A 21,308-nucleotide genomic window follows, 5' to 3' on the forward strand; every position below is an offset into this window, starting at 1 on the left:
TTCTCTTCTAATACATGATGCAGTTTCATATATTTCACTTTTATTCTACGCTTGTCTCTAAACTTACATCTGTATAAGTATGATCATCACCTATATGTAAAATCACTTCACATTGACGTAATCTCAATTCAAAGAGCATGATAGAATCATGATAGACTTCAGGATTTGATTTCATCTTATGTAACAGCTCTTGTTTTTCTTGTATTTCTAATTGCATATTTTCTACAGTTTGTTTCAAACAGTTAAATGGATTCCTAAAGAATATATGAATATCTCGCTCTTGTGTGTTTTCAAATAGCTCAAATTGCAAGAAAAATTTCTTCATAATAGAAGCCGTTACTTCAGTATAATCTTCATTTTCTACATACTGTTTGTATTTGTTATATAGCATAGATTTATTTTTAGGAAGAACTCCAAACAATTTACCGGCACTTTTCAGTAAAAATTGTGCTGGCGTAAATCGACGTAAAATATTTACTTCATCCATTTGTATTCTAGTCGTCATCCTGTCAGTATCTCTGCGCCAGTCATCAAGCACTTTAAAGTCACATTCTAACTGTATTCTATTTTCTCCAAATAGTGAATTAAGCCCTTCACTAAGTTCTTCTAAATACGTTTGACTTTGAAGAAGCTCATTATTAGAAGTTGCAATCCAATTTTGCATAGAAAGAGCCAGATTAGGTAACACAGTTTGTTCTAAATATTTATGCACTCTTTCATTCATTGCTTTATTTAGTTCCGTATCCATGTGCCCGAAATCACTTTCTTCACTAATTAAATTAGAACAGCTCTTTAATATCTTCGGAATATTTTCAGTAAGATCATTTGTAATTTCAGTCTTCATTGAACGATATGATTGTGTAATGAAATGAATTTTTTCCCTCTCAAATGTAGTAAGGTTATTAATGCTACCGTTTAGTTTCACTAGCATATCTTCATTCCAATTAATAGCATCCACCAGATTATTTTCTTTCTCAACACGTTTATCCAAAAGATATGTAATTGTTTTTCGAATGAAAAATAATAACTTTTCAGTACGTTCTGCATCGATATTTTTATGATTAAAGTTAAAATGAATAAACTCAGTTAAATCATTTAATTGTTGACTACTTGTATATAACGAGGAATAAGGGAAAATTCTTGCATACGGGAAATATGTGTTTATTCTCGTTGCCGTATCATGTAATACCCTTTTCACTTCTGCTTCACTGTAAATGTTATCGATTTTATTTAATAAGAAATGAATTTGTAAATTTGGCGTATGTTCTTGAATACTTAATAGAATGTCACGTTCTTTATCAGTAAAAGGTGAATCCGCATTCAATACGAACAGTAATTCGTCTACAGAATTTAAATATTCGAATATCTCATCTCTAGTGTCGTTATTCCTATTAAAGCCAGGTGTCACTACAAATGTAAGTTTATTTTCATTTAAAAATCTGCATGGTAATTTAAATTCAACACACGCTCTATCTCTATATGTTTGATGGTGCTGAGACATCATATTATGGTAATCAGAGACATCTTCCGTTGTTGTAATTGCTGAGTCTGTTATAGCGTTTATTTCTATATGAGCATCATTTTTTAAAACTACTACATTTGAAATTGATTTTTCTAATATATTTTCTCCTAATATAGAGTTAATAAATGTAGTTTTTCCGTTCCCTGAAGTTCCCGTTACTAAAATACGATTTGTTCTTAAATCTGCGAGCTCGTCAACTAACCATTTAAATCGGTGACCTATTTCTATATTCTGCTTTTGTGCCCACTGTGTAATAGATTCAAAAAGGTGTAAGCTGTACTCTAAGCCATTTACATGATTAATAGAATGTGACAGTAAGTTTTCCGCATGTTCTATATTTGCTGAATCTATTTTGGAAGGGAAAATCTCATCCCATGCCAATACAGCTGCAGATGGAAATACAGCATAAGATGGATTGACTACCTTTAACCAATTTGCTAACAGATTTGGTATGATATCGTTTAATTGTCTAAGCGTATATTGACCTTGAATTAATGCAAAGTACGTTTCTTCGTAAAGAGCAGAAACTTTGTTCCATATATCGGACGAATGTATTTCAATATGTAAGAAAAATTCATTTATTGTGTTAAGCCACAATAAGTAATTTTTTTCATTTTTATAACTGTTCCAGAGTGATGAAACCATTTGCGTAAATTGTACTTGATCTACATTATTTAATGTAGCTAATGCATCATAAAAATAGTCTGGTGAAATATGTTTAGTAAACCCTTTATCGATATATCCTTTTAACACCTCAAACCAAGGATACGATTCTATGCGAATTAACTCATTCACAGCAAGCTCTACTGCACTATCAAAATCTTGCTGTTCCTCATAAAAGGAACGGGCAATTTTTGTGACATTCGGATAATCAGGATTTAAAGAAACTGCTTCTTTAATAACACCGAAAGCTGAGTCAAAATTATTTTGCTCAATGTAAAGAGAAAGTAATTGTAGTCTAATTTCGGTCATCAATATTTTATTATCAGTAGTAATAGAAGTATAAATATTTTCAGCAAATGATAACTGATTCAGTTCGAAATAAGCATCCGCAATATTTTTTTGTGCCCATGGTGCTAATTCATTACTAACCTTCTCCCATTTAAAAATAGCTGCTTCAAAATCTTGATGACGATAATAAAATTCACCTTGTGCAAAACGAATATAAGACCCATCAGAAATCTCATTTTTTTCTTCGTTTACATAAGCTTGTCCAAGTACGTCAAGAGTTGGTTTTGTTTCATTCTCCATTAGGAATGTTTCATAATACATCTTTTTTATTAATTGTTTTTCTAATCTCATCTTTTCCCCCACTATATCTTGAAAATACATTTTTAAGATATGTCAATACTTTTTGTATGTATGCTTTTTATCTTAACAAAGAATATCTTTTGGAAAATTTCATTTTCCTTTCATTTTTCAAGTTAGATTGAATTTTTATGAGAAAAGTTTCAGTTTTTTTTCAATTACCTTTCAGTTATGAAACAGCATTAAATGTTCCTAATAACCTAATAACACTATAATATTCCACATTATATTATCAAGAAAATCCCATATAAACCATATTATAAAAACAATCTATATTGAATTTATATACATAATTAACTGTGCTGTCAAACAAAAAAACAACAATAGGAGCCAACAGCTATTCATACCATTTCTTTCTCAAATTGTTTTCCTTTAAAATGTTTCAGTAGTTATGTAATTAAATTCCATTAACCTATATAAATAACTAGTCCAAAAAATATCTATATGCATATCATGTTATAGTAAAGAATTTAGGAGATCCTAAAAGGAGGCATTTTCATGTTTGAAGATAAATCTAAAATAAATTACCCATATGAATTTACTGAAACTACAACAGTTCCTCTAAAGAACCCCATTGATAAAAAATTCAAGAACGGCACAGGTACACATAACTTCCCAATTAAGAAGCACTATAAAGAGCAAGTTCTATACACTGAAAAAATTAATAATAATAAAAATAAGTAATTGTATAGATCTTTATAACAATTAGCTAAATAAGAAGCAACATTCAACCATGCATAGTTATTTAGTTAGTAATGATACAATTCATGCACATTTTAAAAAGTGCTGTATACAGCGCTTTTTTATACATAGATAAATTTAAGCTAACACAACCAAGAAATAAACGGTAAAATTACTCCACCATATTCTCGTTTAACTATTAAATCTACATATGAAAAGGGAGCAACAGTAAATGTTGCTCCCTTTTGAAATATAATTTATTCACTCTACATAACCCTCTTAAACATCTTCTCCAACTCATAAGTAGAATGATGCACAAGAATCGGTCTTCCGTGTGGGCATGTGTATGGGTTTGTTGTTGTACGTAATTCTTCCAGTAAGGCAAATATTTGATCGTTCGTTAAATATTGATTCGCTTTAATGGATGCTTTACAGCTCATCATGATGGCTGCTTCTTCACGTAACTTTTTAATATCCACTTTTTTTAGTTTGACAACTTGCTCCATCATTTCATCGATAATTTCTGTTTCTTGTCCTTTCGGGAACCATGTTGGATGCGAGCGGACGATAAAGGATTGATGGCCGAATTGTTCTAAAAATAGCCCAACTTTTTTTAGTTCTTCTAACTGTTCTTCGACACGTAAAAATTCAGTAAGAGATAGATCAATACGGTACGGTACAAGTAACTCTTGTACTTCTTGCGCTACCCTTCCTACTTTATCACGGAAGTATTCATAATTAATACGTTCCTGCGCGGCATGCTGGTCAATCATATATAAGCCTTTATCATTTTGAGCGAAAATATATGTTCCATGCATTTGTCCAATTGGATAAAGCGGTGGTAAGTCATTCCCGTTCATTTCAATCTCTTTTATTTCCCGAACTTCTTCTTCTAATTCCTCTAGTTCAAAATCCTCTTCATTACTATCCCACGATTTCTCTTCTTGAATTGGTTCTTCGATTATCGGTTTAGTGGATGGTTGCCAACTTTGTTCTTCTCTTATGAGCGACTGTGGTGGTTGCCATTCTTGTTTCGGCGGTTGCCACAGTTGTGGTGGCTGTTTCACAGCCTGCGGTTCTTCTTGTTTTGCATCCATGCCAGTTGGTAAAACAATGTCCGGCATAGATGGTTCTTTCGGCTTCGCATGCTCAAACTGGAACTGTTCTTGCACACTTTCGTCTTTTTCTTTTTTCTTCGTTGTTACGCCTGCATCTGGAATGAGCTGTATTTTTTTAAATGCAGCTTGCAATGTTTCTTCGATCAGCTTTAGCAATTCTTGTTCTTTACTAAAACGAACCTCTAACTTCGCTGGATGTACGTTAACGTCAACTAGCATTGGATCCATTTCAATCGATAAGAAGCCAATTGGATACCGGCCAACTGGCAGTAATGTATGGTAGCCTTGCTGAATTGCTTTCATTAGTACAAAGTTTCGAACGTAACGACCATTTACGATCGTTGACATATAATTACGAGATGCTCTCGTTACTTCTGGTAATGTTACATAGCCTTTAATTGTAAAGTCTAAAGATTCAGCTTCAATTGGAACAAGCTTCTTCGCAACTTGAATACTGTAAATCGATGCAAGTACTTGTCTTACATCACCGTTACCTGATGTATGAAGCAATTTCTTTTCATTATGAAACAGTTTTAACGATACTTCTGGATGTGACATTGCAATACGATACACGATATCTGTAATATTCCCGAGCTCCGTATGAATGGTTTTCATATATTTAAGACGCGCTGGTGTATTAAAGAATAAGTTTTGTACTGTAATATCTGTTCCTTTTCGGCTCGCAGTTTTCTCTTGTTTTATAATGTCTCCACCTTTAATTATGAGGTGTGTACCAGGCGCATCACCTGTGCTAGTAATTAATTCTAATTCACTAACAGAGGCAATACTCGGCAATGCCTCACCGCGGAAACCGAGTGTTCTTATGCGAAACAGATCGTTTTCATCTTTAATTTTACTCGTCGCATGGCGTTCAAAAGCGACGATACAGTCTTCTTCTGCAATACCATCACCGTTATCAATGATACGAATTTTCGATAACCCAGCTTCTTCTAAGTGGATTTCAATAGATGTACTATTCGCATCGATAGAATTTTCCACAAGTTCTTTTACGACTGAAGCAGGGCGCTCTACTACTTCCCCTGCCGCAATTAAGTTAGAGAGTTGGTCATCGAGTTTGCGAATTTTCCCCATCTACTTACTCATCCTTTCTTTAACTTTTTCTGTAAGCGATACAATTCGTTCATCGCTTCTAAAGGTGTCATATCAAGTAAATCGATTTTTTTAATTTGCGCCAATACTGCTGTTTCTTTTTGATCTAGCAGAGGTTTGTCTTGTTTCTTCGAAGACTGTTCTCCTCCAAAGAAAGATAGTTGCGATTCTTCTTCAGTCTCTACTTTCGTTTCCTGTATTTCTGCTATTTCCTCTTTTACAACTACAGGTTCTGGAGCAGCTTCTTGTACTTTCACTTCTACTCGTTTTGGAATAATAATTTCTTCCTGTCCTTCTAGCTGTGCTAACACTTCTTTCGCGCGGGCGATTAAGCTATCTGGAAGCTCTGCAAGTTGCGCAACGTGAATTCCGTAACTTTTATCAGCTGCCCCGTCTTGAATTTTATGAAGGAATACTACTTTTCCATTCTCTTCAATTGCTGAAACGTGTACATTTTTCAGTTGATCTAAACTCTCTTCTAACACAGTCAATTCATGATAATGCGTAGAGAATAACGTTTTTGCACCAATTTGGTCATGAATATGTTCAATGATTGCTTGTGCAAGTGCCATACCATCATAGGTAGATGTACCTCGTCCAATTTCATCGAATAAAATTAAACTTCTTTCTGATGCGTTTGCAATTGCATTTTTCGCTTCTAACATTTCGACCATAAATGTACTTTGACCTGATATTAAATCATCCGCTGCACCAATTCTCGTAAAGATTTGATCAAATACAGGTAATACTGCTTCTGTTGCTGGTACGAAACAACCGATTTGCGACATAACAGTTACAAGTGCTAATTGTCTCATATACGTACTTTTACCAGACATGTTCGGTCCTGTAATTAAAAAGACATCCATCTTCTCTGGCATAATACAATCATTCGGTACATACAATTTCCCGTTCAATACTTTTTCAACGACAGGATGACGACCATCTTTAATAAAGATTTCACGCTTCGTTGTTAGTACAGGTTTTACAAACTGTTCTTCTTCACTAACTGTCGCAAAACTTTGCAGTACGTCTAATTCACTAATTACTTTTGCTAAATGTTGTAATTTCGGAATAAATACTTTTACTTCTTCACGAAGCGCTGTAAATAAATCGTATTCTAGTTGTACAATTTTTTCTTCTGCTTCTAAAATTAACGTTTCTTTTTCTTTCAGTTCATCTGTAATGAAACGTTCAGCATTAGCAAGCGTCTGTTTACGTTCATAGCGACCTTCTGGAAGTGCTGCAAGATTCGCTTTCGTTACTTCAATGTAGTAACCGAAAATACGGTTGTATCCGATTTTTAACGATTTAATTCCAGTAATATCACGTTCTCTTTTTTCAAGCTCAGCAATCCACGTTTTCCCGTTTTTACTCACGTAACGATATTGATCAAGCTTGTCATTATAACCATCTTTAATAATATCTCCATCTTTAATTGAAAGCGGTGGGTTTTCTTGAATACTTCTTCCTAGTAATTCTGTTAAGCTTTCACATGGATCTGCACCTTGAATTAATCTCGATGCATAAGCGTTATCTAACAAACTAATTGCTTCTAAAATAGCTGGCACTTGAAGTAATGAACGTCTTAATTGTAATAAGTCTCTTGCATTTACGTTACCAAATGCAACTTTTCCTGCTAAGCGTTCTAAATCATATACTTCTTTTAACTTTTCTTTTAAATCTTCACGTAAGAAGTAATCATTTACAAACGTTTCAACCATTTCTAAACGCTCTTCAATTCTTTCTTTCTGTATAAGTGGACGTTCCATCCACTGTTTTAACATACGACCACCCATAGCTGTTTTCGTCTTGTCCAATAACCATAATAGTGATCCTGTTTTTTCTTTCGTCCGAAGTGTTTCTGTCAGTTCTAAGTTTCGCTTTGAATGTACATCAATTTTCATAAATTGATTCGTATAATAAATTTCTACTGGTTGCAAATGATCTAAAGAACGTTTTTGCGTTCTTATTACATAGTTAAATAAACGTCCAACTGCTTTAATTAATTTTGCTTGTGAAACATTTTTCACAAGATGTTCTAATCCTTCCGGAATTGCCGTTGCATCTTCATACGAAATCGTCATTTTCAATGTTTCAGTTAACTTGTTTAGTTCATCTTTAGAAAATGAAGAATCAACAACAATTTCTTTCGAACCAGTTGCATACACTTCTAATAAAATATCTTCTACTGAACCAGTCAGTAACGTTACTGTATTTTGTCCAGTCGTTAAGTCGTTACAAGCTAATGCATATGATCCATCTTCAAAATGTGTTAATGCGGCTAAGAAGTTGTTTTCTTTCTCATCAATTGTACGCCCTTCCATCATCGTTCCTGGCGTAATTAATTGTACTACTTCACGACGTACTACACCTTTAGCTGTTTTCGGATCTTCTACTTGCTCACAAACAGCTACTTTATATCCTTTTTCAACAAGTTGTTCAATATAGTTTTTAGCCGCATGATATGGTACACCGCACATTGGTATACGTTCACTACTACCACCATCTCGGCTCGTTAATGTAATTTCAAGTTCATGGGCTGCTTTAACAGCATCCTCAAAGAACATTTCATAAAAATCGCCTAAGCGAAAAAATAAAAAGGCATCTTGATAATCTGCCTTAACCTTTAAATATTGCTGTATCATAGGCGTATATTGAGTCATACTTTTCCTCCATAATTCTTACATGATAATCTATTTTCATATATGTCGCATTTCACGGACACTCTTATCTCCTATTTCAGGAGTCTTTCTTCATTATAACATATTTCATAAAGAATCATGTTCATTCAGCGCCACTTATGTAAAGTAAAAAGCTAGGAAGAACTTCTCCCTAGCTTTCTATTACTCTTCTTCTGCATCAACGATAAAGTTCGGATCTAATTCTTCAAATTCATCATCAGCAATTTGGAAATCATCATCTGATTCTACGCAGCCTTCAGGATTTACACTTACACAAATTTTCGTTTCTCCAACTACTTCTGTTACAAATTCACGTTCTACAGTTACAACAATTTTATTACCATTTGGTGATACAAGTGCTTCTAAACAATTTGGCGGCTGAATAACACGAGCAATAATTTCTAAATCGTCACCAGAAAAGTTTTTATCACGATAACCAATACTTACTTCGTCCGTGTAGTTCACACGTTCTGTTACAACTTCAGTCTTTGTATTTCCATCAAATGAATACCAAGTGTTCACATCATAGAAACCTTCAATTTCCACATGTTTTCCATTCTTTCTTGCTTCGTACGAGTGGTTAATTACCCAGCACCCTAAAATACTTGTTGGCTCATTATTCGATTCACATGTATGCGTTGACTTTGTATACTTACGTCCTTTTCCAACCACTGCTTTTGTAATAATCTCTCTAAATTCGGACATTCGTAACCCTCCTCAATCACTATTCACTTAATCATATGCGTGACAATAGCGGAATGTGTCATTCTTTTTTTGAGAAGACCTTACGTTTAATCCACAAAAAAAGAGATGTCAATATGACATCTCTTTAACAACCACAATTTCCTTTTTTACTTTCTACCGCTGCGCCAGTTTCACCCTTTAGTACATCGCCACCAGTTGAAATTAATATTTCATCTGTTACGTTGTTAGAAATTGTACTAGCAACTAACTGTAATAAGTCATTTACGTATGTTTGTGAAGATTTAAATTGTTGTACGACTGGAATACTGTCTAACTTATCTTGCAATGCATCAATTTCAGCTTCTACCTTTTTTAAAGCTTCCCATTTCCCGTAATGTTGCAAGTTTACTGCTTGTTTTTGCAGTGCTTTAATTTCATCGATTGCGCGCTTTACATTTTCATTTTTATGAATTTGCGCCTCTGCTTTCTTAAAAAAATCAACTTCTTCTGTTTCAGAAATCATTTTTGCTAATTCTTTCGCTTGTTCAACAATGTCATCTTTCGAATATACTTTCATCTATTATTTCACCTCAATCGGCTCTTCAACTAATTCCCCGTTAAGAGACCAAGTTTTTGCTTCCGTTATTTTTACTTTCACAAGCTGACCAATTAAAGATTTTGAAGCGACGAAGTTTACAAGTTTATTCGTACGAGTATAACCTGCAAGTACTTCCGGATTATTTTTACTTTCCCCATCAACTAACACTTCTACAATTTGACCTTTGTAACGACTATTCTTTTCAATTGCCAACGTATTTACTAGTGTATTTAAGCGTTGAAGACGTTCTTTCTTTACTTCCATCGGTACATTATCTTTCATTTTTGCAGCTGGTGTACCTTCGCGAGGAGAGTAAATGAATGTAAAGGCAGTATCAAACCCTACTTCACGATATAACGACATCGTTTCTTCAAATTGCTCATCTGTTTCATTTGGAAAACCAACGATAATATCTGTTGTTAATACTGCATCTGGAATTGCTTCTTTAATTTTTCTTACAAGTTCTAAATAATGCTCACGCGAATATTTACGTGCCATAATTTTCAGCATATCCGTACTTCCAGATTGAACTGGTAAATGGATATGTTCTACTAGGTTGCCACCTTTGCCAAGCACTTCAATTAAGTGATCATCGAAATCACGTGGATGGCTCGTTGTAAAACGAATACGGGCAATATCAACTTTACGAAGTTCGTCCATTAAATCGCCAAGACCGTATTCTATATCTTCAAAGTCTTTACCATATGCATTTACGTTTTGACCAAGTAAAGTAATTTCTTTATAACCATTTGCAGCTAAATGACGAATCTCTTGGATAATATCTTCTGGACGTCTACTTCGCTCTTTTCCGCGTGTATACGGTACAATACAATACGTACAGAATTTATCACAGCCATACATAATATTTACCCAAGCTTTAATATCACCACGACGTACTTTCGGAAGGTTTTCAATTACGTCACCTTCTTTTGACCATACTTCAACTACCGTCTCTTTCGAGAACATCGCATCTTTTAGAATGTACGGTAATCTATGAATATTATGCGTTCCAAATACCATATCTACATGCTGATTTTTTTGCATAATTTTATTTACAACAGATTCCTCTTGAGACATACAACCACATACACCAATTAAAAGGTCTGGATTTCTTCGTTTGAGTGACTTTAAATGGCCTAGCTCACCAAACACCTTATTTTCAGCATTTTCACGAATTGCACAAGTGTTTAATAAAACTACATCTGCATCCTCAGTTGAAAAAGTTGGTTCATATCCAAGTGCGGTGAAAATGCCTGCCATTACTTCCGTATCATGCTCATTCATTTGACAACCATATGTACGAATATAGAACTTTCTTCCTGTACCAAAATTGCGAAACTCTTCAGGTAAGCCAAAATCCCGTTCAATTTTAACTTCTTCTTTCCCGCGCTTTTTCGCATCCTTTAAGGAAGGTGGTTGATATACACTTTCAAAGTATTTACTATAATCTTTCTCTTCTTTTTTCGTAGAGGAATTTGCTTGTTGACTTGCTAATCGTTGTTGCTCGTTCATCGGTAATCTCCTTTCACCCTTAACTATACATACTCTATAGTCCATTTTAATGCGCCTAGACTCACCTCAAAAATGGTTAGATAGCTTGAGAGATAACTTGTCCTTTGAAACTTGAGTAATCAATCTAATCATTCATAAGAATGAAGTCTTCCCCACGCAAATAGACATTCCCTTTTTATCATTTCTTGTTGTCCTACCAAAAAGCATATTGCTTTATCCCTATAAACATTACCATAGTATGATGTATTTCGCCAATTTTAACAATAAAGAGGCCCTTTATTATCTTACATTTCATAAGCAATGAACTTGCCATTTTCATACAACGATTTATATATTATTTTATCATTCTGAATTTTCTAAGTAAATAAGACTACCCTATATTTTTGTACATAAAAAAAGGTTACCAAATCGGCAACCTCCTCTTCTTACATTACATAAATTCAGCAACAAGCTCATCAAACATTTTCTGATCCATATTTAAATCAGATTTCACTAAAGGCTCTTCACTATAGCCTTTAACAAGTTCTTGATATGATGGTTGCTTAGTATTTTGATAAATTAACCCTGTTACTAAACCGTTATTTTCCATTAAAGTTTGCATAGCCATCATGCGATTAGATGGATCATATCCCTCTACTGTGCTTAGTTTCGTTAAATTCTCTTTAAACCAATCGTAAGTATTTACTTTATTGTAAGTAACACATGGGCTAAATACGTTAATTAATGAAAATCCTTTATGGTTAATACCAGCTTCAATAATTTGTGTTAATTCTTTTAAATCACTCGAAAAGCTTTGCGCCACAAATGTCGCACCAGCTGTTAAGGCCATTTCCATTACATTTAGTGATGGTTCAATTGAACCTTGTGGTGTGCTTTTCGTTTTAAATCCAGCTTCACTACGTGGTGAAGTTTGCCCTTTTGTTAATCCGTAAATTTGGTTATCCATTACGATGTACGTAATGTCGATATTACGACGAATAGAATGGATTGTATGACCCATACCAATCGCAAATCCATCACCGTCACCACCTGAAGCGATAACTGTTAAATCACGATTTGCCATTTTCACACCTTGCGCAATTGGAAGGGCACGACCATGAATACTATGCACACCATATGAATTAATATAACCTGAAATACGGCCTGAACAGCCGATACCAGAAATAACAGCAAGTTCATCTGGATTTAGGCCAACGTTAGCTGCCGCACGTTGAATTGCAGCTTGCACTGAGAAGTCTCCGCAACCTGGGCACCAGTTTGGCTTTACACTGTTACGAAAGTCCTTAAATGTTGCCATTTAATACAACCCCTTTTTTGCATTCGTTGTAAATCTCTTTCGGCAAGAATGGGTTTCCATCATATTTTAAAAGACTAGAAATTTTCTCACCATTACCAAGATTCATTTTCATAATGTTAGCAAGCTGACCTGTTGCATTGTTTTCTACTACTACAACACGCTTCGCCTTTTTCACAAGTGGATCGATTTCAGCTGTTGGGAACGGGTGAATTAAACGCACATGAGCATGGTTTACTTTCATACCCTCTTGTTCTAAACGCGTCATTGCCTCTTCGATCGCACCACGAGTTGAGTTAAATCCAACAAGCAATACGTCTGCTTCTTCATGCTTAACATTTTTATAAACAGGGGTATTAAACTTCAAGTTCTCCATTTTACGGAAACGTTTGTCCATTTGATCTTTACGGTTTATTGCTGATTCCGATGGTTTTCCAGTTTCATCATGTTCTACACCTGTAACATGGTGAACACCATTTTTCATACCAGGTAAAACACGTGGTGAAACGCCGTCTTCTGTTACTTCATAACGCTTGAAGTATGCTTTATTTTCACGTTCTGGTAATTCTACTTCTAAATCAAGCTTACCACGACGAATTTCCACTTTATCTAATTTAAGTGGTTCTACTGTTTGTTTTCCTAAAGAAAGCTGTAAATCTGTTAAGAAAATAACAGGAACTTGATATTCTTCAGATAAGTTAAATGCTTCTACAATGTCATAGAAAGCTTCTTCAACTGTACTTGGCGCCATTACGATTTTTGGAATTTCACCATGCGTACCGTAAATCATCGCCATTAAGTCAGACTGTTCTTGCTTAGTTGGTAATCCTGTACTTGGGCCGCCACGTTGTGTATCAACAATTACTAATGGAGTTTCTGTAATACCTGCTAAACCGATTGCTTCCATCATTAATGAAAGACCTGGACCAGCAGATGCCGTTAATGTACGAACACCAGCATAGTTTGCACCGATTGCCATTGTACAAGCTGCGATTTCATCCTCAGTTTGGATTACTGTTCCGCCAACTTTCGGTAATTTTTTAATTAAGTATTCCATAATTTCTGATGCAGGTGTGATTGGGTATGCTGACATAAAACGAGCACCACCAGCTACCGCACCAAATGCGATTGCATCGTTCCCAATCATAAACATGCGTTTTTTACCATCAGCTTTTTCAAGCTGCATCATGTTTACTTTCTCACCTAGTAATTCTTTCATATATTGAGAGCCACGTTTAATTGCATCCATATTCTTTTGAACGACTTGCTCTCCTTTACGACCAAAGATTTCTTCAACAACATCTAAATAAGCTGTTTCATCTAATCCTAATACTGCACTTGACGCTCCAACAGCAACCATGTTTTTCATTAATGATGTGCCTAATTCTGAAGCAATATCTGTAAACGGTATCACATATAGATTTACATCCGTATTGTCAGGTATTGTTGGATTAAATTTCGCATCCGCAACTACAATTCCACCTGGACGTAGTTCGTGGAAATTAAAATCAATTGTTTCTTGGTCAAAAGCAATTAAAATATCTAAATCATCTGAGATCGCTCGTACTTCTGTTGTACTTACACGAATTTTATTATTTGTATGGCCGCCTTTTATACGTGATGAGAAGTGGCGGTAACCGTATAGGTAATATCCTAATCGGTTTAATGCAATACAGAAGATTTCTCCTGTACTTTCAATTCCTTCACCTTGTTGGCCTCCAACTTTCCATGAAAGTTGACTAATCATCTCCTACACCCCTTTTGGCTGCATTCATTGTAGTGTATTTTTTTACAGTAATAGTTTAGCATTTTTTATGCAAATAAACTACAACGGACGCAAATTATGCCTCTTCTGATTTCCCTGAATCTTTAGTATAAAGCTATTTTGTTTTTCATTCTAGTATTAGGTCTTAAAAAAAGCAATAAAATCAAATGAATTAATTTTAATTTTTCTGAATTTTAAACCAAAACTTAAAAACTCATATGTTCTACAAAATTATCATATAAAAATCGTTCTACAGTAGATGCAGCATAGTGTTTACAAAGCTCATTCATTACATTTTCATAATCTCGATAAACTGATACATTTACAACTGTTTCTAAAATCCCATCAAAATCTGAACCAAATCCTATATTGTACTCTCCACCTAATGAACAAATATATTCGATATGTCTTACTATATCTGTTATATTTGCTTCATTTTCATTCGTTAGAAACTGCGGTACAAAAGTGACACCGATCATGCCATTTTTCTTTATAAGAGCTTTAAGTTGTTCATCGTTTAAATTACGTGGGTGCTCGCAAAGTTTCATACAATTTGAGTGGGAAGCAATAGGATTTTTTGCAATCTCTATAACATCCCAAAAACTTCTTTCATTCAGATGAGACACATCAGTCCATACATGTAGCGCATTCAGTTCTTGTACAACCTGTTTACCAAAATTCGTTAAACCCGCCCCACGTGTCTCTAGCGCACCATCAGCTAAGAGATTGGCATAATTCCATGTTAGTCCAAAAGAACGTACTCCTAGGCGATACAACAACCGTAATTTCATTGCTTCTTTTCCAATTGCTTCGCATCCTTCTAGTGTTAATATCGCTCCAACCTCGTCCTGTTTTAACATGTTAATATCATCTTTTGTCTGAATAAACTTTACACCTGGTAGGGATAAAATTTCATTATAAAAAATATCTACCATTTGTAATGCTGCTTCAAATCGGTTTTCATATGCCACTGTTTCTGGTACATATATAGCAAAACATTGTATACTTCCTTTTCTTCTCTTTAACTGTTCAAATGTAATATGTAATTGTGAATCATCGTTAAAATTCCTTTTCCCTTGTGCACTCCATAACTGAAGAAGCACGTCACAATGAGCATCAAAAATTTTCATTTTCATTCCTCCATTATAAAAACAACCTGTTTGCATACTGCAAACAGGTTGTTTAAAACTTAACGAGGTTCTACAATTAATTTTATTGCTGTACGCTCTTCGCCATCAATCATAATATCTGTAAACGCTGGGATACAAATCAGGTCCAAACCACTAGGCGCTACAAATCCTCTTGCGATTGCTACTGCCTTTACCGCTTGGTTCAATGCACCTGCACCAATAGCTTGAATTTCTGCTGTTCCGCGTTCGCGAATAACACCTGCAAGTGCACCAGCTACAGAATTAGGGACCGACGTTGCTTTAACTTTTAATATTTCCATTCCGCGTTTCCTCCTCGTTTCTTTAAAAAGTATTAGCAATTATTTCACTTTAACTTATATTCACGAGGAATGGCGCGTATTCCTGCTAAATTTTCGTAATTTTTCTAAAAAATTAAAATATAATAACTTATCTAAAATTTAACGGGAATTTACTCAAAAAATGGTTGATCGTCATTAATTAAAATACGTTCAATTTTCTTTGCTTTTCCTGTATTTGGATCCACATCAATTAACACTGCACTTAATTGCGTTCTACCATTTGTTACTTCAAATCGTACTGGTAAGTTTGTTAAAAACTTCTTCAATACTGCTTCTCTATCCATACCTAATATTCCATCATACGGCCCTGTCATTCCAACATCTGTAATGTATGCCGTTCCGCTTGGTAAAATACGGTTATCTGCTGTAGGGACATGCGTATGCGTACCTACTACTGCTGTAGCACGTCCATCTACATACCAACCTAGCGCTTGTTTTTCACTTGTAGTTTCCGCATGGAAGTCAACAAAGATAATATTCGTACGTTTTTTCGCAATATTAATTAATTCATCCACTTTACGGAATGGACAATCAATCGGAGGAAGGAAAGTACGTCCTTGTAAGTTAATAACTGCAACTTCTGTTCCATTACAGTTCACAAAGATAAGTCCTTTTCCTGGAGTTCCTTCTGGGAAGTTAGCTGGTCTTGCAAGATATTTTGCATCATCGATGAATTCAAATACTTCACGATTATCCCAAGCGTGGTTTCCAAGTGTAACTGCTTGCGCCCCACATTCTAAAAAATTTCGATATATTTTTTCTGTAATCCCACGGCCACCTGCTGCGTTTTCTCCATTAATGATTGTTACTGTAGGTGTATATTTTTTCTTTAATGCCGGTACGTATTGTTGAATCATACCTCTACCAGGAGATCCTACTACATCCCCAACAAATAATATTCTCATATGTCTTACCCTTTCTATGTACTGCATTTTTTATTGCTATAGCATCAAGTAAATTCCTTATAATATGTTTATTATAAGTTTGTTTCACTTTTATACTATATAACTAACTGTCTTTATTTTATCCAATTCCAACACAAAAAAATAAAGTGGTGTTTCACCACTTTATTTTGCGTATTCCACTGCACGTGTTTCACGAATAACAGTTACTTTAATATGTCCTGGGTAATCCAGTTCATTTTCAATACGTTTTCGGATATCACGAGCTAAACGATGAGCTTCTAAGTCATCGATTGTATCTGGTTTTACCAAAATACGAACTTCACGTCCTGCTTGAATTGCAAATGACTTTTCAACGCCTTCATAAGACTCTGAAATCTCTTCTAACTTTTCAAGACGACGAATATAGTTTTCAAGTGTTTCACTACGAGCTCCCGGTCTTGCAGCTGATAAAGCATCTGCTGCTGCAACTAAAACTGCAATGATAGAAGTTGGTTCTGTGTCACCATGGTGAGATGCGATACTGTTTATAACTACAGGATGCTCTTTATATTTCGTTGCAAGTTCAACACCAATTTCAACGTGGCTTCCTTCTACTTCATGGTCAATCGCTTTTCCGATATCATGTAATAGACCTGCACGTCTTGCTAGTTTTTCATCCTCGCCAAGCTCTGCCGCCATAAGTCCAGTTAAATATGCAACTTCCATAGAGTGTTTTAAGACGTTTTGACCATAACTTGTACGGTATTTTAAACGACCTAAAATTTTAATTAAATCTGGATGTAATCCATGAACACCCACTTCAAACGTTGTTTGCTCTCCGACTTCGCGAATATACTCGTCCACTTCACGTCTTGATTTTTCGACCATCTCTTCAATACGCGCTGGGTGAATACGTCCGTCCTGTACTAGTTTATCAAGAGCGATACGAGCTGTTTCACGACGAATTGGGTCGAATCCAGAAAGGATTACTGCCTCTGGTGTATCATCGATAATTAAGTCAATACCCGTTAACGTTTCTAACGTACGAATATTACGACCTTCACGCCCGATAATACGTCCCTTCATTTCGTCATTTGGAAGATTTACAACCGAAACGGTTGTTTCAGCAACATGATCAGCTGCACATCTTTGCATTGCAAGAGATAAAATCTCTTTTGCTTTCTTATCCGCTTCTTCTTTCGCGCGAACTTCACTCTCTTTTACCATAACAGCGATTTCATGAGAAACTTCACTTTCTACTTTACCAAGAATAATTGCTTTCGCTTGTTCGCGTGTCAGATTGGAAATGCGCTCTAATTCTGTTTGTTGCTTTTGAACTAACTCTCCCACTTTGCTTTCCAACTCTTCAATCTGTTGTTGTCTCGCTACAAGAGATTCCTCTTTCTTCTCTAACTGTTGCTCGCGTTTATCGAGCGTTTCGTCTTTACGATCAAGGTTCTCTTCTTTTTGCATTAAACGATTTTCTTGTTTTTGTAATTCGCTTCTACGGTCACGAATTTCTAATTCAGCTTCTGTACGAAGTGTATGAATTTCATCCTTTGCTTCTAAAAGCGCTTCTTTCTTAAGTGCTTCAGCATCACGATTCGCTTCGTCTAAAATACGTCTCGCTTCATTAGCCGCACCATTAATCTTCGCTTCAGCAATAGACTTTCGAACAAAAAAGCCAACAACTGCACCGACTGTTGCAAGCAAAATGGAGATGAGTATCCAAACTGTACTCGTCATGATTTCACCTCCCCTTGCTATGAATGAAAAAAGACTGTCGGCATGTACATTGAATTACAACATACAGCAAAGACCGTCGTCCCGCTTTTTTAAGGGACTTTCTTCATTTCACAATTAAAATGTCATATTATTATTTCGGTAAGATTTAAACCTTACTCCGAATATTACTTCTCTTCTTGAGAAGAGTATATTGTATATAAGAAAAAATATACATTCTCATTGTATCTATCGTAATTTTCATTGTCAAGCGTTGTCTACTTTTACTTTCTTTGCCTTCAGCCTTGAATGTGACCTAAATTTTAAAAGTAAGGAGCCTACTATACTGGAAAACCTTAGTAATTCCCATTTCTTTTACTTAAAATATTTATATATCCCTCTTTACACAACGCATTTGAAGTAAAAAAATATTTTTTATCTATAGTATTATGCTCCTTAATAGTAGATAAAAAAATAAAAGACACGAGGCCGTGTCTTTTATTTTTTTAATCAAGAAGAGTTGAATCTTCTGCGCCCTCAGCACCAGAATCTTCACTAATTCCGTGATGCTCACGAATAAAGAAAGCAATTTCTTCTCTTAAATCTGTATTTTCTTTTAAGAACTGCTTCGAATTTTCACGACCTTGTCCTAGGCGTTCTTCATTATAAGAATACCAAGCACCGCTCTTTTGAACGATATCAAGCTCAGAAGCCATATCCAAGATTTCACCTTCTCTTGAAATACCTTCTCCGTACATAATATCAACTTCAGCAACACGGAATGGTGGTGCTACTTTATTTTTCACTACTTTTACTTTTGTTTTATTACCAACGATGTCGTTACCTTGCTTTAATTGCTCCGCACGACGCACTTCAAGACGAACAGTTGAATAGAATTTCAACGCACGACCACCTGGAGTTGTTTCTGGGTTTCCGAACATAACCCCAACTTTTTCACGAATTTGGTTAATAAAGATTGCAATTGTTTTTGATTTGTTGATTGCTCCTGAAAGCTTACGAAGTGCTTGTGACATTAAACGTGCTTGTAAACCTACGTGTGAGTCACCCATGTCGCCTTCAATCTCTGCTTTCGGTACAAGAGCTGCTACAGAGTCAATTACGATAATGTCAACCGCACCACTTCGTACAAGTGCTTCCGCGATTTCTAATCCTTGCTCCCCTGTATCAGGCTGTGATAATAGTAATTCATCTATGTTAACGCCTAATTTTTGTGCATATACAGGATCCATTGCGTGCTCCGCATCGATGAATGCTGCTTGTCCACCTTGACGTTGTACTTCTGCAATTGCATGTAATGAAACTGTCGTTTTACCTGAACTTTCAGGTCCGTAAATTTCGATAATACGGCCACGTGGATATCCGCCTACCCCTAGTGCCACATCAAGTGCTAAAGAACCACTAGAAACCGTAGAAACTCTACGCTCCGCTTGTTCTCCTAATTTCATAATTGAACCTTTACCGAATTGCTTCTCTATTTGTTTTAACGCCATATCTAACGCTGCTTGACGATCACTCATTCAAAATTCCTCCTTAACTGAATTGCTAATCTTATTATACCTATTTTCAATTCAATTTGCCAACAAAAATCGAACATTTATTCGATTTTTTTATTTTCTATCAAATAATATCTAAATTTAACCGTAAAAAAACTAGAAGAAACTTATATCTCTTCTAGCTTTTTATATAAATGATAAAATCCATATTTTGCTGTTCGTTCTCTAATTTGTTGACGACTTCCGCTTAAATTAAGAGAAAAGACTACAGTTGGTTCATCCTTAATCGAAAGCCCAACAAATACTGTTCCTGGTTCTTTCTGTTCTGAAGCATCTGGCCCTGCTACCCCAGTGAAACTAATTCCAATATCCGCTTTTAGTACATCCTTAACATTTTCAGCAAGATAACGAGCACATTCTTTACTAACTGCACCATCAGTATGCAACACTTCTTCAGGCACACGTAAAACATATTGCTTCACATCATTATGATAACAAATGACACCGCCTTTAAACACAGAAGAAACACCAGCGTTTTCAGTTACTTGATTTCCAAAAAGACCACCTGTTAAACTTTCTGCACACGCTAAAGTTAACCCTTTTCTCTTCAATAACTCGATTGCCTTATAATGCAAAAATTCTTGGTCATATCCGTAGAAAAATTCTCCTACTCTTTCTAAAATCAAATCTTCCACATGTTGAATTAGTTTCTCCGCTTCGCTAACATTTTGATGCTTAGCGGTTAAACGTAATGTCACTTCTCCATCATTTGCTAACGGGGCAATTGTTGGGTTTGTTTGTCCATCAATTAAATCTTGAACTTTCACCTCTAATTGGGACTCCCCAATGCCGAAGAAACGAAGCACACGAGAATAAATGTTTTCTCCTGTTGTAAAATTACGTAAAAAAGGCTCTACGTAACTTACATACATTGGTTTCATTTCTTTTGGCGGCCCTGGTAATAAAATATAAACTTTTCCGTTCTTATTTACCCCCATACCCGGCGCCATACCGTGGTCATTTGCAAATACTGTTGCTCCATTTAAAACGAGCGCTTGCTTTTTATTATTCTCCGTAAATTCACGGCCTGTACGCTTAAAGTAATTACTTATTAAGGCTAATGCCTTTTCATCATACACAAGCTCTTCATCTAAACTAGCAGCTATCGTTTCTTTCGTTAAATCATCTTTTGTCGGTCCTAATCCGCCTGTAAAAATAAGTATATCAGCACGTTCTTCCGCAGCTTCAATCGCCTTTTGCAATCGCTTATTATTATCACCAACAACAGTATGATAGTACACGTTAATTCCGATTGAAGCTAGCTTTTCAGATAAAAACTGGGCATTTGTATTTGCAATTTGTCCAAGTAATAATTCAGTTCCAACCGCAATAATCTCAGCATTCATCCCAATTCCCCCATAAACTT

15 protein-coding genes are annotated in these 21,308 nt (G+C 35.4%); 1 reads left to right on the plus strand and 14 read right to left on the minus strand.

Going from position 1 to position 21,308, the window contains the following annotated elements; genetic code table 11:
* Positions 1-40 precede the first annotated feature (40 nt).
* Positions 41-2,824 (minus strand): dynamin family protein, encoded by a 2,784-nt coding sequence (locus ACUL40_RS11020; RefSeq protein WP_063220790.1) that lies wholly within the window; start codon positions 2,822-2,824, stop codon positions 41-43.
* Positions 2,825-3,328: 504 nt separating this feature from the next.
* Between ACUL40_RS11020 and ACUL40_RS11025 the strand changes: the two genes are divergently transcribed.
* Positions 3,329-3,514 (plus strand): hypothetical protein, encoded by a 186-nt coding sequence (locus tag ACUL40_RS11025; RefSeq protein ID WP_000461138.1) that lies wholly within the window; start codon positions 3,329-3,331, stop codon positions 3,512-3,514.
* 263 nt (positions 3,515-3,777) lie between these two features.
* On the opposite strand, the gene mutL is transcribed toward ACUL40_RS11025, so the two are convergent.
* The 13 genes from mutL to ACUL40_RS11090 form a co-directional block, all read right to left on the minus strand.
* Positions 3,778-5,721: a DNA mismatch repair endonuclease MutL gene (gene mutL / locus ACUL40_RS11030; RefSeq protein ID WP_000516465.1), complete on the minus strand. Its 1,944-nt coding sequence runs from the start codon at positions 5,719-5,721 to the stop codon at positions 3,778-3,780.
* A gap of 8 nt (positions 5,722-5,729) precedes the next feature.
* Positions 5,730-8,402: a DNA mismatch repair protein MutS gene (gene mutS, locus ACUL40_RS11035; RefSeq protein WP_000196021.1), complete on the minus strand. Its 2,673-nt coding sequence runs from the start codon at positions 8,400-8,402 to the stop codon at positions 5,730-5,732.
* Between the two features lie 180 nt (positions 8,403-8,582).
* Positions 8,583-9,125, minus strand: coding sequence for an outer spore coat protein CotE (gene cotE, locus ACUL40_RS11040; protein ID WP_001288799.1), 543 nt, complete (start codon positions 9,123-9,125; stop codon positions 8,583-8,585).
* 124 nt (positions 9,126-9,249) lie between these two features.
* On the minus strand, positions 9,250-9,681 hold the full coding sequence (locus ACUL40_RS11045) for a RicAFT regulatory complex protein RicA family protein (RefSeq protein WP_000870461.1): 432 nt from the start codon (positions 9,679-9,681) through the stop codon (positions 9,250-9,252).
* 3 nt (positions 9,682-9,684) lie between these two features.
* Positions 9,685-11,214 (minus strand): tRNA (N6-isopentenyl adenosine(37)-C2)-methylthiotransferase MiaB, encoded by a 1,530-nt coding sequence (gene miaB, locus ACUL40_RS11050; RefSeq protein WP_001005386.1) that lies wholly within the window; start codon positions 11,212-11,214, stop codon positions 9,685-9,687.
* Between the two features lie 430 nt (positions 11,215-11,644).
* The gene (locus tag ACUL40_RS11055; protein WP_000190155.1) at positions 11,645-12,511 is read right to left on the minus strand and encodes a 2-oxoacid:ferredoxin oxidoreductase subunit beta; all 867 of its coding nucleotides are present in this window, start codon (positions 12,509-12,511) and stop codon (positions 11,645-11,647) included.
* Complete coding sequence (locus tag ACUL40_RS11060; RefSeq protein WP_000625418.1) at positions 12,498-14,255, minus strand: 2-oxoacid:acceptor oxidoreductase subunit alpha; 1,758 nt, start codon at positions 14,253-14,255, stop codon at positions 12,498-12,500. The genes ACUL40_RS11055 and ACUL40_RS11060 overlap by 14 nt, the downstream gene beginning before the upstream one ends.
* Before the next feature lie 224 nt (positions 14,256-14,479).
* Positions 14,480-15,403, minus strand: a complete 924-nt coding sequence (locus tag ACUL40_RS11065; protein ID WP_000688045.1) for a dipeptidase — start codon at positions 15,401-15,403, stop codon at positions 14,480-14,482.
* 59 nt (positions 15,404-15,462) lie between these two features.
* A complete protein-coding gene (spoVS, locus tag ACUL40_RS11070; protein WP_000404341.1) occupies positions 15,463-15,723 on the minus strand; it encodes a stage V sporulation protein SpoVS in 261 nt (86 codons plus the stop codon).
* A 149-nt stretch (positions 15,724-15,872) separates the two neighbouring features.
* Positions 15,873-16,667, minus strand: coding sequence for a TIGR00282 family metallophosphoesterase (locus ACUL40_RS11075; RefSeq protein WP_001221095.1), 795 nt, complete (start codon positions 16,665-16,667; stop codon positions 15,873-15,875).
* 162 nt (positions 16,668-16,829) lie between these two features.
* Positions 16,830-18,392 carry a ribonuclease Y gene (gene rny, locus ACUL40_RS11080; protein ID WP_000204911.1) on the minus strand — a complete coding sequence of 521 codons (1,563 nt, stop codon included), beginning with the start codon at positions 18,390-18,392 and terminating at the stop codon, positions 16,830-16,832.
* Between the two features lie 482 nt (positions 18,393-18,874).
* Complete coding sequence (recA, locus tag ACUL40_RS11085; protein WP_001283860.1) at positions 18,875-19,906, minus strand: recombinase RecA; 1,032 nt, start codon at positions 19,904-19,906, stop codon at positions 18,875-18,877.
* A gap of 143 nt (positions 19,907-20,049) precedes the next feature.
* On the minus strand, positions 20,050-21,288 hold the full coding sequence (locus ACUL40_RS11090) for a competence/damage-inducible protein A (protein WP_000990691.1): 1,239 nt from the start codon (positions 21,286-21,288) through the stop codon (positions 20,050-20,052).
* Positions 21,289-21,308: the final 20 nt, after the last annotated feature.

Source organism: Bacillus sp. KNSH39 (genome assembly GCF_052656585.1).

Excerpts from the sequence above, each read along its gene's own strand:
- ACUL40_RS11020 (WP_063220790.1), bottom strand. The coding sequence starts at position 2,824 with ATGAGATTAGAAAAACAATTAATAAAAAAGATGTATTATGAAACATTC.
- ACUL40_RS11025 (WP_000461138.1), top strand. The coding sequence starts at position 3,329 with ATGTTTGAAGATAAATCTAAAATAAATTACCCATATGAATTTACTGAA.
- mutL (WP_000516465.1), bottom strand. The coding sequence starts at position 5,721 with ATGGGGAAAATTCGCAAACTCGATGACCAACTCTCTAACTTAATTGCG.
- mutS (WP_000196021.1), bottom strand. The coding sequence starts at position 8,402 with ATGACTCAATATACGCCTATGATACAGCAATATTTAAAGGTTAAGGCA.
- cotE (WP_001288799.1), bottom strand. The coding sequence starts at position 9,125 with ATGTCCGAATTTAGAGAGATTATTACAAAAGCAGTGGTTGGAAAAGGA.
- ACUL40_RS11045 (WP_000870461.1), bottom strand. The coding sequence starts at position 9,681 with ATGAAAGTATATTCGAAAGATGACATTGTTGAACAAGCGAAAGAATTA.
- miaB (WP_001005386.1), bottom strand. The coding sequence starts at position 11,214 with ATGAACGAGCAACAACGATTAGCAAGTCAACAAGCAAATTCCTCTACG.
- ACUL40_RS11055 (WP_000190155.1), bottom strand. The coding sequence starts at position 12,511 with ATGGCAACATTTAAGGACTTTCGTAACAGTGTAAAGCCAAACTGGTGC.
- ACUL40_RS11060 (WP_000625418.1), bottom strand. The coding sequence starts at position 14,255 with ATGATTAGTCAACTTTCATGGAAAGTTGGAGGCCAACAAGGTGAAGGA.
- ACUL40_RS11065 (WP_000688045.1), bottom strand. The coding sequence starts at position 15,403 with ATGAAAATTTTTGATGCTCATTGTGACGTGCTTCTTCAGTTATGGAGT.
- spoVS (WP_000404341.1), bottom strand. The coding sequence starts at position 15,723 with ATGGAAATATTAAAAGTTAAAGCAACGTCGGTCCCTAATTCTGTAGCT.
- ACUL40_RS11075 (WP_001221095.1), bottom strand. The coding sequence starts at position 16,667 with ATGAGAATATTATTTGTTGGGGATGTAGTAGGATCTCCTGGTAGAGGT.
- rny (WP_000204911.1), bottom strand. The coding sequence starts at position 18,392 with ATGACGAGTACAGTTTGGATACTCATCTCCATTTTGCTTGCAACAGTC.
- recA (WP_001283860.1), bottom strand. The coding sequence starts at position 19,906 with ATGAGTGATCGTCAAGCAGCGTTAGATATGGCGTTAAAACAAATAGAG.
- ACUL40_RS11090 (WP_000990691.1), bottom strand. The coding sequence starts at position 21,288 with ATGAATGCTGAGATTATTGCGGTTGGAACTGAATTATTACTTGGACAA.